Source organism: Martinezella multihospitum, from assembly GCF_900094585.1.
Lineage (GTDB): Bacteria > Pseudomonadota > Alphaproteobacteria > Rhizobiales > Rhizobiaceae > Rhizobium > Rhizobium multihospitium.
Window position 1 is genome coordinate 177,324 of the sequence record NZ_FMAG01000005.1, and the last position, 15,611, is coordinate 192,934.

Here is a 15,611-nt window from a genome sequence, read left to right on the forward strand (position 1 = left end):
ATTCATTATGAAACCCGCGCTGGCGAAACCGGCGCGGGTTTTGTGTTTTGCAGCAGATGCTTTTCCATCGTCTCAGGCTTCCTTGTGAGCGAGGCTCGAAAATGGGTCGCGCATCGGGCGACAAGTGCCAAGGACCGCATTCTTGGCGTGTTTTTGTCATTTGCCCGGTTGATTGGCCGCCTGCACATGGATAGTGATCTGCAGCGCCTTATCGTTGCCACAAGCTGTCTGATGTGGGCGTTCATCCATTATTCCGCGGAATGAGCGGCGTTCCAAGCCCGCCGCCCGCAAGGCAGGATCAGATGACGGAACTCGTAACACTTGAAACCCAACTCATGGCCGACGTGGCCGCGGCGACCGACGAGCAATCGATCGAGGCCGTGAGGGTTGCCGCGCTCGGCAAGAAGGGCTCGGTCTCGGAGCTGCTGAAGACGCTGGGCTCGATGTCGCCGGAAGAACGGCAGACACGCGGCGCGGCCATCAACGCCCTCAAGAATTCCATCACCGACGCCATCAATGCCCGCAAGGGCGCGTTGCGGGATGCAGCGATCGACGCGAAGCTGAAGGCCGAGACCGTTGACGTCAGCCTGCCGGTCCGTTCGTCGCCTGCCGAACGCGGCCGCATTCACCCAATCAGCCAGATCGTCGACGAAATCACGGCGATCTTCGGCGACATGGGCTTCTCGATCGCCGAAGGCCCCGATGTCGAGACCGACTATTACAACTTCACGGCGTTGAACTTCCCCGAAGGGCATCCGGCCCGCGAAATGCACGACACCTTCTTCTTCCAGCCGGATGAAAAGGGTGAGCGCAAGGTGCTGCGCACGCACACCTCGCCGGTGCAGATTCGCACCATGGAAGCGCAGAAGCCGCCGATCCGCATCATCATCCCCGGCAAGACCTATCGCCAGGATTCGGACGCCACGCATTCGCCGATGTTCCATCAGGTCGAAGGCCTCGTCATCGACAAGACGGCGAATGTCGCCAATATCCGCTGGGTGCTCGAAGAATTCTGCAAGACCTTCTTCGAGGTCGATAATGTGACGATGCGCTTCCGCCCGTCGTTCTTCCCGTTCACGGAGCCGTCCTTCGAAGTGGATATCCAGTGCGACCGCTCCGGCCCGATCGTCAAGTTCGGCGAAGGCACCGACTGGATGGAAATCCTCGGCTGCGGCATGGTGCATCCCAACGTGCTGCGCCATGGCGGCCTCGATCCGGACGAATATCAGGGCTTTGCCTGGGGCATGGGTCTCGATCGTATCGCCATGCTGAAATACGGCATGCCGGACCTGCGCGACTTCTTCAATGCCGATGTCCGCTGGATGAACCACTATGGCTTCCGCCCGCTCGACATGCCGACCCTGTTCGGTGGTCTGAGCGCGTAAGGAAGGGATAAAGCACATGAAATTCACACTCTCCTGGCTGAAAGAGCATCTGGAAACCGACGCCACGCTCGACGAGATCTGCACCCGCCTGACACAGATCGGGCTGGAAGTGGAAGATGTCGACGACAAGGTCGCGTTCAAGCCCTTCGTCATCGCCAAGGTTCTCTCGGCCGAAAAGCACCCGCAGGCCGATCGCCTGAAGGTGCTGATGGTGGATATCGGCAGCGGCACGCCCGTTCAGGTCGTCTGCGGCGCTCCCAATGCGCGCGCCGGCCTCGTCGGCGCCTTCGCGGCCCCCGGCACCTATGTTCCCGGCATCGACGTGACGCTTGCCATCGGCAACATCCGCGGCGTCGAGAGCCGCGGCATGATGTGCTCGGAAAAGGAACTGCAAATCTCCGACAGCCATGACGGCATCATCGATCTTCCGGAAGATGCGCCCGTCGGCAAGAGCTTTGCCGCCTATGCCGGCCTCGACGATGCGGTCATCGAGATCAACCTGACGCCGAACCGTCCGGATTGCACCAGTGTCTATGGCATCGCTCGCGATCTCGCCGCCTCCGGCCTCGGGACGCTGAAGCCACGGAACACGCCGTCCTTTGCCATCGCCGGCGAGACGACGACCGAGCTGAAGATCGATCTGGATGACGAGCGCCTTTGCCCCGGCTTTGCGCTCCGCCTCGTGCGCGGCGTCAAGAACGGCCCGAGCCCGAAGTGGATGCAGCAGCGCCTGCTTGCCATCGGTCTTCGCCCGATCAGCGCCCTGGTCGACATCACCAACTACATGACCTTCGACCAGGGCCGTCCGATGCACGTCTTCGACGCCGCCAAGGTCAAGGGAAATCTCGTGGTGCGCCGCGCCAGGGACGGCGAAACCGTGCTGGCGCTCGACGAGCGCGAATACAAGCTCACCCCGAGCAATGTCGTCATCTCCGATGACAACGGCGTCGAGTCGATCGGCGGCATCATGGGCGGCGAGCATTCCGGCTGCGACGAGAACACCACGGACGTGCTGATCGAATCGGCGCTCTGGGACCCGATGAACATCGCCAAAAGCGGTCGCAGCCTCGGTATCATCACCGATGCGCGCTACCGCTTCGAGCGTGGTGTCGATCCGGAATATATGGTGCCCGGCCTCGAGCGCACCACCGAGCTGGTGCTTGCCTGCTGCGGTGGCACTGCCGCCAAGGCCCGCGTCGAAGGCTACAAGGGCTACGAGGCCAAGGTCGTCGATTTCCCGCTGTCGGAAGTCAAGCGCCTGACCGGCCTCGAAGTCTCGGCCGATGAGAGCAAGTCCATCTTGACGAAGCTCGGCTTCTCGGTGTCCGGCTCGGGCGAGCGTGTCTCCGTCGCCGTTCCCTCCTGGCGGCCGGATGTCGACGGCAAGGCCGATCTCGTCGAAGAAATCATGCGCATCCACGGCGTCGACAATATCAAGCCGCAGCCGCTTAGCAGCCATGCTGCCGTCAACGGCAAGATCCTGACGACGCTGCAGATCCGCACGCGCACCGCCAAGCGGGCGCTCGCCTCACGCGGTATGCTGGAAGCCGTCACCTGGTCCTTCATCTCCGAAGACCAGGCCAAGCTCTTCGGCGGCGGCTCCAACGCGCTGAAGCTTGCCAACCCGATCGCATCAGATATGTCCGATATGCGCCCCTCGCTGCTGCCGGGGCTGCTCTCGGCCGCGCAGCGCAATGCCGACAAGGGCTATGGCGACGTCGCGATCTTCGAAGTGTCCGGCACCTATGAGAACGACACGCCCGAAGGCCAGCGTCGCGTTGCTGGCGGTGTCCGTCGCGGCACGGCAACGCTTGCGGGCGCCGGCCGCATGTGGTCGAACGCCGCCAAGGGCGGTGGCAAGCCGGTCGATGTCTTCGATGCCAAGGCCGATGCTCTCGCCGTGATCGAAGCCTGCGGCCTGCCGATGACCAATATCCAGATCGAGCAGGGCGGCCCGGCCTGGTATCACCCCGGCCGCTCCGGCACCATCAAGATGGGGCCGAAGGTCGTGCTCGGCTATTTCGGCGAATTCCATCCGAAGACGCTGGAAGCGCTTGATGTCTCCGGCGCGCTCGCCGGCTTCGAGGTCTATGTCGATGCCATGCCCGAACCGAAGAAGAAGGCGAGCCGCACCAAGCCGGCACTGGAGCTTTCTCCGTTCCAGGCGGTCAAACGCGACTTCGCCTTCGTGGTTGACAAGTCGGTGGAAGCAGGCGCCATCATCCGCGCTGCCGTCGGTGCCGACCGCAAGCTGGTGACCGCCGTCAATGTCTTCGATATCTTCGAGGGTGCATCGCTCGGCGAAGGCAAGAAGTCGATTGCCATCGAAGTGCAGATCCAGCCGGCCGAGCGCACGCTCACCGACGAGGATTTCGAGGCGTTGACCCAGAAGATCGTGGCGAATGTCACGAAGTCGACGGGTGGTGTGTTGAGAGGGTAAGGCGGCTTATCACTATCAGCAGCTTTGCTTTTGCTGATAGTGCAACACCCCCCTCTGTCCCTGTCGGGACATCTCCCCCACATGGGGGGAGATTGGTAACTCGCGAAAATCCCCTGCTTCAATCAAATATCGAAGCTGCAGACGCTGAAGCTTTTAGGTTTGAAAGAGCGTGCGTCAAACTCCCAACAATCTCCCCCCTTGTGGGGGAGATGTCACGAAGTGACAGAGGGGGGTATCAGAGGTGCGGCATATCAAAAGCAACCGGTTCTACCGATGCAAATGATAAACCTTGTTCACCACGCTCCACCGCCCATCGATCTTCACCAGCGACAGATAATCCGAAAACTTCATCCCGGCGAATTCGTCGACGACCTTGACGCAGGCCGCATCGCCTTCGATGTCGATCAGCTCGATATCCATCAGCGGTATGGTGTCGGGCGGGGCGCTCCCTTCCTCGACGATCGCGGCGATGAATTCATCCCGCGTCATCCATTCCACTGCACCTTGGTAATTGCCGATGATCGTTGCCCGCGGATGGAAAGCCTTGCGGAGCGCCGGCTCGTTTGCGAATGCCATGCCATCGACATAGAGATGAACAACCGCACGGATTGCCTGCTCTTCCGACATCTCGTCATCCTCGTTTGAGTTATGGCTAAGATATCATGGACGCCGCCGGCTGACAAAAATGCGGGCTGCGTGCTCGCAATGATTTGAAGGATATTATTCCACGAAGACGCGCACGCTTGCCGCGCGTCCGGCAGCATCGATGACGGTCAGCGTCGAATAGCCGGCGCCATCGGGTGTCCACTGGTTGGTGCGGCGGCGCGACATATCGGGCAGGGGCTTGCCATTGGCGAGCCAGCGGAATGGCGCCCGTCCGCCCTGCAGCTTCAGCGCCAGCGGCATGATCTCGTTGCCGCTGCCACTTGCGCCGAGATCGACGCGCGCGCCTTCCGGCGGATAGACGATCTGCGGCGCCGGTTCGCGGCTGGACGCAGCCAGCAGCCCGGCGGCAGTCACCGAAAAGCGCCGCTGGCTGATCGGCAGCTCGGTCGGCGCGATGCGGACGGCGCCCATGGGAGCGGGTGGGAAGGGGGTAATGGCAACGCCTGACTTGGCGAAGGCTTCGAACAGGATCGGAGCGGCGGAAACATAGCCGGCCAATCCCGGCACGGCACCATTGTCCGGGCGGCCGACCCAGACGCCGAGCACATGCGCGCCGTCATAGCCGATCGACCATGCGTCGCGGTTGCCGTAGCTGGTACCGGTCTTGTAGGCGATGCCGAGCTGCTTGCTGCCGCGCGGCGCGATGATGTCGGAAAGAATGTCGGTGATGTTCCAGACCGCCACCGGCTCCATCAGTGGCTCGCCGTCGATCGGCCCCGGCTCGTCCTGAACGCCATCGCCGATCCGCATCGCCTTGCCGCGATTGGCGAGCTCGGCATAGAGCTGCACGAGATCCTTGAGCGTCACGCCGACGCCGCCAAGGCCGATCGCAAGACCGGGCGCCTCGTTCGGCGGCAGCTTCGGCTTCACCTCGGCGCGGCGGAAGCGCACCAGCAGCCGCGTCGGCCCGACGGCGTCGAGCAGGCGCACGGCCGGCACGTTCAACGACAATTGCAGTGCCTGCCGCACGCTGACATCGCCTTGATAGCTCATGTCGAAATTGCGAGGGCGGTAGCCGTAGAAATCGGCGGGGCGGTCCTCGATGATCGTTTCCTGCGCCACATAGCCCTGCTCGAAGGCAAGCCCGTAGATGAAGGGCTTCAGTGTCGAACCGGGCGAGCGCAGCACGCGGGTCATGTCGACCCAGCCGGCGCGCGAGGAATCGAAATAATTGGCAGAGCCGACCTCGCCGATGATCTCGCCGGTCTTGGCGTCGGCCATGATCATGGCAACCGACACTTTCGGCCCAAGCCGTTTCGCCGCCGCATCGGCGACGGCTTCGAGACCTTGCTGCACGTCGCGCCGCAGCGTCGTCTTGTGCTTGATGATACCGGGTTGCTTGCGCAGTGCCAATTCGGCGACATGGGCCGCATAGGCCGGCAACTGTCGCCGCTCGGCCGGAATAGGCGAAAGCGAAGCCCGTTCCGCTTCGCCTTCGCCAATGACGGTGGCAACGGCGGCGCGTTCGAGCACGCGATGACGGGCAGCCTGCGCGGCGGCGAGGTTGCGATCCGGCCGGCGTTTTTCCGGCAGCTGCGGCAGCGCCACCAGTAGGCCCGCCTGCGCGACAGTCAAATGACGCGGCTCCTTGCCGAAATAGGCAAGGCTTGCGGCCCGAACACCCTCCAGATTGCCGCCATAGGGCGCATGCGTCAGATAGAGGTCGAGGATCTGCTCTTTGGTCAGCCGGCGCTCGATCTGGATGGCGCGAACGATCTGCAGAAGTTTCGCCGTCATCGAGCGCTCACTGCGCGGCTCGATCAGGCGCGCCACCTGCATCGAAAGCGTCGAGCCGCCTGAGACGATGCGGCCATGGGTGACGAGCTGCAGGAAGGCGCGGCCGATCGCCATCGGATCGACGCCGTGGTGATCGTAGAAGCGCCGGTCCTCATAGGCGACCAGCATGCGCAGAAATTGCGGATCGACATCGGCAAAATCGGTCTTCAGCCGCCAGCGCCCCTCGGGCGTGGCAAAGGCGCGCAGCAGATCGCCATTGGCGTCGAGCACCTCGGCCGAGACCACGCGGGCATTGTCCAGCGGCGGCGGATAGGCTCGGTCTGCGGCTTCCAAGCCAAAGACCAGAGCCACCGCCGTCAGGGCAGTGGCTCCAAGTCCGATCGCAATCTTCCAACGCGCCTTCATGGCTGCTTCTTACTGCTGGGCGCCCAGCACCTCCATGCGGCCCATCGCCGTGCGGGCCGAGAACTGCGGACGATACATGTCCTCGACGCTCGCGGCCGGATGGTCGTAGACGCCGGGGGTTACGGCGCGCACGACATAGGCGAAGGTCATGTCTTTATCGGCTCCCGAGCCCTGGTCGAAGGCGGCGACGAAACGGTCGTTGCGGAATTCGACATGGGCCGGCTGAACTTCGCTGAGGAAGTCGAAGTTCGAGAGCTGGGCGCTGTTGACGATGCTCGGATTGTCGATCTCGAAGCCTGCGGGCAGGAGATCGGTGACGAGGATACGCTGCGGCCAGTCATTGTCTTCGGTCACGTGCAGCACGACGACATAGCGCTCGTTCTGCTGTGCCTGGCTGACATTCGCCTCTTCGCCATCGAGCGTGTAGTACTTGCGCTCGATCTTGAAGCCGTTGCCGCTGGCCGGCAGCTGCGCAACCGGAGCCGCGACCGTGGTGACGGCGGCAGACAGCGGCTGGCGCGTCGTGTTGGTGACGGTCAGCGGATGGCCCATCAGCGCATCGCCGGACATCTGCGCCATGTAGGTGCCGCTATGGGTGGCACCGTTGACGTCGAGCGTCAGGCCGTCATCACCGTTCTGCAGGGCGCGGGCGGCGAGCAGCATCCAGGTCTGTTCCTGTGTGCTGGTATATTTCCGGCTCTGCCAATCCTTGGCGACGACGCTCGCGAGATCCGGAATGATCGGCGGCACGGGGCGGCTTTCGGCCGCCAGCGCCAGAACGGCAGCGCCATCGCGCAGCGACGAACCGTAATCCGAGCGGACGAAGCTGACCTTGGTCACCGCCGCCTTTTGCGACATCTGCAGCGAGTCCACGAAGATATTGCGCGAGCGCTGAGCATCCCCGTAAAGCCCGAGGGCCGCGGCCAAATGCGCCTTGGAGAGCGGCGTCGGGAAGTCGTTCAGCATCGTGTCCGCATAGTAGCGCAGATCGCTGATCGAGGCCTTCTTGTTGCGCGCCAGCACATAGAGCGCATAGGCGATCTCGTTGCCATTATCCTTGACGTTGGTGTTGGCGCTGAGCGCATTCTGGAGGTTTTCGAGCCCCTGCACCATGGCCTGGTCCGGCACGTTGTACTTCTGCTCGCGGGCGCGGGTCAGGAAGTCCATGACGTAGGCGTCAAGCCAGAGATCACCCGAGCCCGGCCCCCAGAGGCCGAAGCTGCCGGTCGAGGACTGGTAGGACAGTTCGCGATAGATCGAGTCCTGCACGCGCTTCTGGATTTCGGCGTCGTCGGCAAGCCCGTTCTTGATCGCCATGTCGCTGAAATAGAGCAGCGGCATGGCGCTGCTTGCCGTCTGTTCGGCGCAGCCATAGGGATAGTGGCTGAGGCTCATCAACAGCGCCGGCACATCGAAGGCGCTGGAGCGGCTGACATTGACGCTGACCGAGGCGCCGGGCAGCACGCTGTCGGCGAGAAGGTCGGCGTTGACGGTCAGGCTCTTGCCGGGGGCAAGCGCGATGACGCGCCGTTCGGTCAGCGGCAGCTGCGACGGGCGAACCGGGATATCGACCGATTGGTCGAGCGACATGCCCGATGCATTCGACAGCTTGATAGACACCGTGCCGTCGCCCGGCTGCCCGCCGGTCAGTGGCAGCGTGATGTTGTACTTGCCGCCGGTCTGCAGATTGATCTTCTGTTGGGTGGCGCTTGCGTCTACGGTGACGGCGCTGTTGCCGGTCACGGCGAGCGTGTATTCGCCGGCCGGCGCGTCGGTGTTGGCGACGTCGAGACGCAGGTTGGCCTTGTCTCCGGGCGCCAGGAACTTCGGCAGGCTTGCCGTGACGACGACGGGATCGCGGATGATGACATCCTGCGTCGCGTGACCGACGCCCGCCTTCGACCAGGCAACGGCCATCAGCCGCGCCGTGCCGTTGAACTGCGGAATGTCGAAGCTGACATTGGCCTTGCCGTTGGCGTCGAGCTTGACCGGGCCGGAGAAGAAGGCGACCAGTTTTTCCTTCGGCGGGCTCGCCTGCAGCGCTGCCTGTCCGCCGTCGCCGCCGGTGCGCAACTTGCCGGTTGCGCCGAGCGAACCGTCGATGAGGCGGCCGTAGATATCGCGGATTTCCAGGCCGAGCTGGCGCTGGCCGTAATACCAGTCATCCGGTGCCGGCGGCTGGTAGCGCGTCAGGTTCAGGATACCGACATCGACTGCGGCGATCGTGACATAGGCGTCCTGATTGGCGCCTGCGCCTGAAACCTGCAGGCCGATATTCAGCGGCTGGCGCGGCAAGGTTTTTTCCGGTGCGTCGAGCTTGATCTGCAGCTTGCGCTCGCCAGGGTCGACCGGTGCCCATTTGATGCCGATGGCGCGCATCGGCATGCGGCTTTCCTGGGCTTCGCCGGGACGGAAGAGCGTGGCGGTCAGATAGGTGCCGGCACCCCAGTCCGCAGTTACGGGAACGTCGACTTCGCCGCCGGTCGCGCCGATATCGGCATTGGTGACCGAGATCAGCGTTTCCGAGCCGGCCGTGACCATCAGCTGGCCGGCATAGCGCGAGGTGACCTTGAGCTTGGCGGTATCGCCGACATGGTAGCTTGCCTTGTCGAGCGCGATCTCAAGCGCATCGGGCGTCTCGGTCGAGCTTGCGGCGACATACCAGCCGGCATTGAACTCGACGCTGGACTGCGGGCCGTTGGTATCGGCCGTCGACACTTCGAGCCGGTAGCGGCCCCAGGTGACGGGCATCGAAATCGCAGCACCATCCGTCGTGGCATTGAAGGTGCCGACCGCCACCTGCTTGGTGGACATGATCGGCTCGAATTTCCAGCTATTGCCGTCGCGGTACCATTGGTAATTGCGCTCGACGCTCAGCAGCTTCCAGGTCAGGCCCTGCATGGCCTGCTTCTGCCCATTGGCGTCGACGGCGATGACATGGAAGTTGCCGACGGAATTTTCGCCGAGATCGCCGTCGAATTCCGGCTTGATGCCGATACGCGGCCCGTCTGCCTTCACGGGCAGTGTCAGCGAGCGCTCGACGGCGCGGCCGCCGGCTTCCTGCATGCGCACGGTGATGTTGGCGTTCAGGAGCTGCGTGGTCGAGGGCGTGTCGTTGATGGTGACATCGAAGGTGGTCTTGCCGTCCTCGTCCAGGGCCTGCAGGTCTTCGAGCGGCACCTGCGTGCTCTCCGCCTTGCTGTCGCCGCTGCTGCTGTCGTCGTCGTCATTGTTTGCGTTTGCCTTGCCGGCGCCTTCGTCGGCGAGGCCGAACTGATAGCCCTTGAAGGCGTCGCTCTGGCGGGTCGGCTTCAGCGTCACTTCGCCTTCGAGGTTAAGGCCGGCAGCCGGTGCGCCATAGAGATAGCGCCCGACGACGTTGACCGGCGTCGGCTGACCGACTTCGATCTCCTTGGCGTCGCTCTTCATGTCGAATTCGATGCGATCCGGCACGAAGTCGTCGACGAGGAAGGTCTGCGAGCCGATGGAGGAACCCTTCGGATCCGTATAGATGTTCATCGTCCAGGTGCCGCGCATCGAGGTCTGCTGCAGCGGCAGATCGACATTGTAGCCGCCGAGTTTGCCGCCATCGGTGACGATGCGGCGGTCCTCGACGCCATCTGGGCGCAGGAAGACGAAGGTGAGTGGCAGGTTTTCCACCGCCGTCGAGCTGATGTCACGGGCAAGCGCCGAAGCGTGCACCGTCTCGCCGGCGCGGTAGATGCCGCGTTCGGTCCAGGTCAGAAGGTCGATCGCGCCGGGCGCGGTTCGGCCGGCGACGCCGCGGTCGGAAAGGTCGAAACCGGCGCGCGTCATGTCGAGGAAGACGTAATCCTGATCGCCGTTCTGGGCGGTGATGACGGCCGGCGTCATGCCCGCCGTGCCGCGCATCAGGCCGGCGCTGAAGACGGCGCGGCCATTTTCGTCGGTCTTTGCCGTGCCGAGGATTTCATTGTTCTTGGCAAGCAGCTGCAGCTGGATGCCGGCAAGCGGCTTGGCGCTGCCGAGCGAGCGGGCGAAAACGTTGAGCCCGTCGGTGCCGGCATAGGTGGTGACGCCGATATCGGAGACCACGAACCACTGTGTCGCCTGCGGGTCCCACTCGTGGCCGCCATTGGGCGCAACCGCCGTCAGCACATAGACGCCGGGCTTGCGTTGCGGCAGCGCCTCGTCGACTGGGAAGCTGGTGGCGACTTCCTTGTTGAGTTCCTGCTGAATCTCGATCGAACCCTGCCAGACCAGCTCGCCATTGGTGTCCTGGATGGTCTGGGCGCTGTAGCTGTCTACCTGCGTCAGGAACTGCGAGTTGTTCAGCAGCTGCGCGATATTGCGGTCGCCGATGCGGTAGAGCTTGAGATTGGCGGAGGTGGTATTGACCGAAACGATCGGGATGCCGCGGCGTGCGGTCGAGGGCAGCACGAAATTGTCGCCGGTGAAGCGCAGCGTTGCGGCGCGATCCTTGACGTAGACGTCGACATTGACCTGCGAGGCAAGGTTTTCATCGACGGAAGAGGGCAGGCCGGCGCGCAGCGAAATGCGGTAATGCTGGCCGAATTCCAGGCCTTCGACGCAGATCTGATTGTCCTTGGCGTCGACGCCCTTCGGCGCGGCACCGTTGAGGGTGACGAAGGGCGTGTAGTCGACGCCGGTCTTCACCAGCTTTTCGGAGAACTGCACGCAGGCGCGCGGCGAGGCATTGTCGTTGTCGAGCGTGTTGCCTGTGACGCGGAAGCCCTGGCGGGCCAGGAGATCGTTATAGGCTGCCTGGACGGCGGCAGAGCTGACGAGGTTGAGGCTTGCCTTATAGGCGCTGAGCGCCGGACGGTAGTTCTGCGCATTCTTCAGCGCTTCGGCAAGCACGGCCAGCGCATCGGCGCGGCTGCTCGTCGTGCGGGTCAGCTGATAGCCGTTGAGCGCGGCATAGGCAGCCCGCGTAGCGACAGACGTGTCATTCGTGATCGTATTGGCGGCCCGCGCCATCTCGACCCACAGGTCGCCATTGTCAGGGCTGAGCGAGAGCGCGCCCTGGAAAGCATTCAGGGCATCGTTAACATTGCCCGAGGTCAGCTCGATGCGGCCGAGCGCAATCAGGCTTTCGACGCCCTGACCCTTCAGCTCGTTGCCGAGCGTCAGCGTGTTCCTTGCATCGCGCGCGCTCTGGACGAAATTGTCAGAAAGGAAGGAAAGGGCAGGGGCTGCGCCGATATCCGGCTCGCTGGTGGCGGCCGTCTCGACAATCTTGCCGGCGATCGCGCCGGGGAAGCTGTTGAGCTGGTTGAAGTCCGACTTCATGAAGCACCACTTCACCTTGGGATTGTAGGTGAAGGCCTTGCAGGACTTGTCGCCGATGCAGGAGGCGGAGCACTGATCCAGCGTCACATTCTGCTCTGTGCGCAGATCGAAGCCGAAGTAATCGCCATCCTTGGTGGTGACCACCTGGCGCTTGATGTCGGCAGCGGCCGAGGGGCTCAAAGCTGTGAAAGTGGCGAGAAGAAAAGCGGAAAAGCCGATAAACGCGCGCTTAGACATAAGTCCTCCCAACGCTGCCCGTTTTTGATGGCGGCAATCTTCAAATTTCAGGCCCGTTTGTCAACCGAGCGTCGAGCGCCGGCATGCGCTTTACGCCCATGACGTTTCGTCTAGACGCTTGAAAGAGGCTGCAAATCAGGCGATTCGCATGTTCGGAGACGCGTCGGTTGCGCTTCACTTTTCTTTTCAGTCTCAAAATGACACCGGCCTCAACGGCCGGTGTCTTTGTCTGAGCGTCAAAAGCAGCCCATTTGTCATATATTCGTCATGGCCAATGCGGCATCCGTATACCGCTTCCCGATGACGGTCTCGGGCGTGATGATCTCGCCGAGTTCCGTCACCTCTTGCGCCGAAAGCACGATGTCGGCAGCTGCTGCGTTCTGCTCGAGATGGTGCAGCTTGCGTGCGCCGGGGATCGGCACGATGTCGTCGCCCTGATGCAGCACCCATGCGAGCGCCAGTTGTGCGGCCGTGACGCCCTTTTCGGCGGCCAGAGCCTGAAGTCTTGCGACCAGGGCTGCATTGGCATCGAAATTCTCGCTCTGAAAGCGTGGCAGTGAACGGCGGAAATCGTCGTCGGCGAGATCGCCCGTCTGGCGGATCGCACCCGTCAGGAAGCCGCGGCCGAGCGGGCTGTAGGGCACGAAGCCGATGCCGAGTTCACGGCAGGTGGCAAGCACGCCTTCTTCAGGATCACGGCTCCAAAGGGAGTATTCGCTCTGCACCGCAGCGATCGGATGCACCGCATGAGCGCGGCGGATGGTTGCGGAGCCTGCTTCGGAAAGGCCAAGCGTGCGCACCTTGCCCTCTCTTACCAGCTCGGCCATGGCGCCGACCGTGTCTTCGATCGGCACATTCGGATCGACGCGATGCTGATAGAAGAGGTCGATGACATCGGTGCCAAGCCGCTTCAACGAGGCTTCGGCGACTTCCTTCACATGCTCGGGCCGGCTATCGACGCCGATCATGGCGGCGAGGCCCGATTTCGTGTGATCGAGCTTGAAGCCGAATTTGGTGGCGATGACAACGCGGTCGCGCACAGGCTTGAGTGCCCGGCCGAGCAATTCCTCGTTGGTAAAGGGGCCGTAGGTTTCGGCCGTATCGAAAAAGGTGACACCGAGATCGGCGGCGCGATGCAACGTTTTGACGGATTCGTCCTCGTCCGTCGGGCCATAGGCGAAGCTCATGCCCATGCAGCCGAGTCCGACGGCGGAAACGGTGAGATCCTTACCAAGCCTGCGGGTTTTCATGATCTATTCCTTTTGAACTTATGGGAGCGGCGGCGGTCATTTCCGCTGCCGACATGCTCAAATTAGGATTCCGGACAATGAATGAAAATCCATGCAAATCCTTACAGGTTGTTCTATAATTTAGATCAATGAACAGAACACAACTCTCTCAGCTTGCGGTTTTTGCCGCCGTCGCCGCCCATCGCAGCTTCCGTGCCGCCGGCAAGGAATTGTCGATCGCGCCGTCCGCGGTCAGCCACGCCGTCTCCAGTCTTGAGGAAAGCCTCGGCGTGCGGCTGCTTGCCCGTACCACACGCAGCGTGCTCCCGACCGAGGAGGGCCAAGCACTGCTCCAGAGGCTCGCGCCTGCCCTGGAGGAAATCGATATCGCGCTTGAGGATACGCTTGCCACCCGCGGCCGCCCTGCGGGAACACTGCGCATCACCGCGCCACGCTTTGCCTCTGACCTCCTGATGGCACCTCGGCTTGGCGATTTCCTCAACACCTATCCCGACATCACGCTTGAGATCGCCAACGAAGACGGCTTCAGCAATATCGTCAAGGAAGGTTACGATGCCGGCATCCGGCTGGCGGAGAGCATCGAAGGGGATATGATCGCGGTGAAGGTCTCGCCTGACATACGCACGGTCATTGCCGGCTCGCCGGCCTATTTCGAGAAAAATCCCAAGCCGCATCATCCGCGCGATCTGGTCCATCACCGCTGCATCAAGCGCCGGTTCACCGATGGCTCGCTCTATCGCTGGGAGTTCGAAAAGGATGGGCGCGAACTGGTCGTTGCCGTCGATGGCCCTCTGATCGTGATCGAGGATCGGCTTGGAGTTCTGGCCGCCGTCAACGGTGCCGGTCTTGCCTATCTCTTCGACATCCGCGTGCAGCAGGAACTGGCCGAGGGCAAGCTCATTCGCGTGCTCGAGGATTGGTGTCCGCCCTATCCCGGCTTCTGCATCTACTATCCAAGCCGCCGCCAGATGCGCCCGGCGCTCCGGGCCTTCATCGATTTCTTCAAATACACAGGACCTTAACGAGCAGGCGTCGCCGCTAATGGCCGATGATCGATACTGCTGACAGAAATCGGGTGGCGTCCATGTGATATCTGGTCTGCATTAGTCGGACGGACCGAAGAAGGAGTTGAGACCATGAGAAAGCCGGGATCGATGAAGGGGCTGGAGGATCTCGGCCGCGTGAGATTGTCGAAGAACTTCTTCTTTCGCGATTTCCTGCATTCGGAAATTGCGGATTTCTATCGCATCCCGAATATCCCGGAAGACCCGGATCTGGCGATCGAGTCGGGCCGCCGGCTTTGCGAGGAATTGCTGGAACCGCTGGAGGCGACATTTGGCCGGCTACATATCCGTTCCGGCTATCGCTCGCCCGAGGTCAACGCTTTCGGCAACAAGCATGGGCTGAACTGCTCGACCAATCCTCACACCGCCGCGCACCACATCTGGGATATGCGCGATCTCGACGGCTGCATGGGCTCGGCCGTCTGCATCGTCGTCCCCTGGCTGATCGATCATCACAGCCATGAAGGCGATTGGCAGAAGCTCGCCTGGTGGATTCACGATCATCTGCCCTATGCGTCGCTCTGCTTCTTCCCAAAGCTCTGGGCTTTCAACATCCAGTGGCATGAGCGGCCCAAGCGGACCATCCAGAGCTTTGTCAGCCCGCGCGGCATGCTGACTAAGCCGGGCATGGCCAACTGGGAGGGCGATCATTCAGCTTATTACGACGGCTTTCCGAAGCTCAGAAGCTGATGCGGTAGCGAATATGCTCGTCGCTCTTGACGTAGGTATCGTAGAGCTTGCGGGCCGTCGCATTGCCTTCTTCCGTGTGCCAATAGAGCCGCGCCCAGCCGTTCGTCTTGCAGAGCGCCACGAGATCGTCGAGCAGCGCCCGGCCGACACCGTGGCCTCTGGCGCTTTCATCGACGAACAGGTCTTCCAGATAGCAGTCGGGCGCACGGACCCAGGTGCCCTCATGTGTGAGGCTGAGGGTAAAGCCTTTCACCTCATCATCGACCTCGGCTACGCGCATGAAGATCGCCGACGCCGGATCGAAGACCCGGCGCCATGTCGCATCGGTGATGTCGGGGGCGACGGTAACGCCGTAGAAGGCCAGATAGCCATCCCAAAGCGTGCGCCAACGGGCTTCGTCGTCGGGTCTCGCGTCTCGGATCGTCACGGTCATCGGCCAGCCTCC

9 protein-coding genes are annotated in these 15,611 nt (G+C 62.6%); 4 read left to right on the forward strand and 5 right to left on the reverse strand.

Features of this window, described 5'->3' with window-relative positions; genetic code table 11:
- Positions 1–302: 302 nt before the first annotated feature.
- Positions 303–1,385, forward strand: coding sequence for a phenylalanine--tRNA ligase subunit alpha (gene pheS / locus GA0061103_RS21405; RefSeq protein ID WP_092715173.1), 1,083 nt, complete (start codon positions 303–305; stop codon positions 1,383–1,385).
- Between the two features lie 16 nt (positions 1,386–1,401).
- Complete coding sequence (pheT, locus tag GA0061103_RS21410; protein WP_092714765.1) at positions 1,402–3,825, forward strand: phenylalanine--tRNA ligase subunit beta; 2,424 nt, start codon at positions 1,402–1,404, stop codon at positions 3,823–3,825.
- Between the two features lie 267 nt (positions 3,826–4,092).
- On the opposite strand, the gene GA0061103_RS21415 is transcribed toward pheT, so the two are convergent.
- From GA0061103_RS21415 to GA0061103_RS21430, 4 genes are all read right to left on the reverse strand, one after another.
- Entirely contained in the window at positions 4,093–4,452 is a 360-nt protein-coding gene (locus GA0061103_RS21415; protein ID WP_092714767.1) for a nuclear transport factor 2 family protein, read from the reverse strand.
- Between the two features lie 93 nt (positions 4,453–4,545).
- Complete coding sequence (gene pbpC, locus GA0061103_RS21420) at positions 4,546–6,633, reverse strand: penicillin-binding protein 1C (protein ID WP_092714768.1); 2,088 nt, start codon at positions 6,631–6,633, stop codon at positions 4,546–4,548.
- Between the two features lie 9 nt (positions 6,634–6,642).
- The gene (locus GA0061103_RS21425) at positions 6,643–12,162 is read right to left on the reverse strand and encodes an alpha-2-macroglobulin family protein (protein ID WP_092714769.1); all 5,520 of its coding nucleotides are present in this window, start codon (positions 12,160–12,162) and stop codon (positions 6,643–6,645) included.
- Positions 12,163–12,416: 254 nt separating this feature from the next.
- On the reverse strand, positions 12,417–13,412 hold the full coding sequence (locus GA0061103_RS21430) for an aldo/keto reductase (RefSeq protein WP_092714771.1): 996 nt from the start codon (positions 13,410–13,412) through the stop codon (positions 12,417–12,419).
- A gap of 128 nt (positions 13,413–13,540) precedes the next feature.
- Between GA0061103_RS21430 and GA0061103_RS21435 the strand changes: the two genes are divergently transcribed.
- Both GA0061103_RS21435 and GA0061103_RS21440 read left to right on the forward strand, forming a co-directional pair.
- Positions 13,541–14,434: a LysR family transcriptional regulator gene (locus GA0061103_RS21435; RefSeq protein ID WP_092714773.1), complete on the forward strand. Its 894-nt coding sequence runs from the start codon at positions 13,541–13,543 to the stop codon at positions 14,432–14,434.
- Between the two features lie 114 nt (positions 14,435–14,548).
- Positions 14,549–15,166: a hypothetical protein gene (locus GA0061103_RS21440; protein ID WP_092714775.1), complete on the forward strand. Its 618-nt coding sequence runs from the start codon at positions 14,549–14,551 to the stop codon at positions 15,164–15,166.
- Here the strand turns inward: GA0061103_RS21440 and GA0061103_RS21445 are convergent.
- The gene (locus GA0061103_RS21445; RefSeq protein WP_092714777.1) at positions 15,156–15,599 is read right to left on the reverse strand and encodes a GNAT family N-acetyltransferase; all 444 of its coding nucleotides are present in this window, start codon (positions 15,597–15,599) and stop codon (positions 15,156–15,158) included. The two genes, GA0061103_RS21440 and GA0061103_RS21445, sit on opposite strands and share 11 nt — an antisense overlap.
- Between the last annotated feature and the right edge of the window lie 12 nt (positions 15,600–15,611).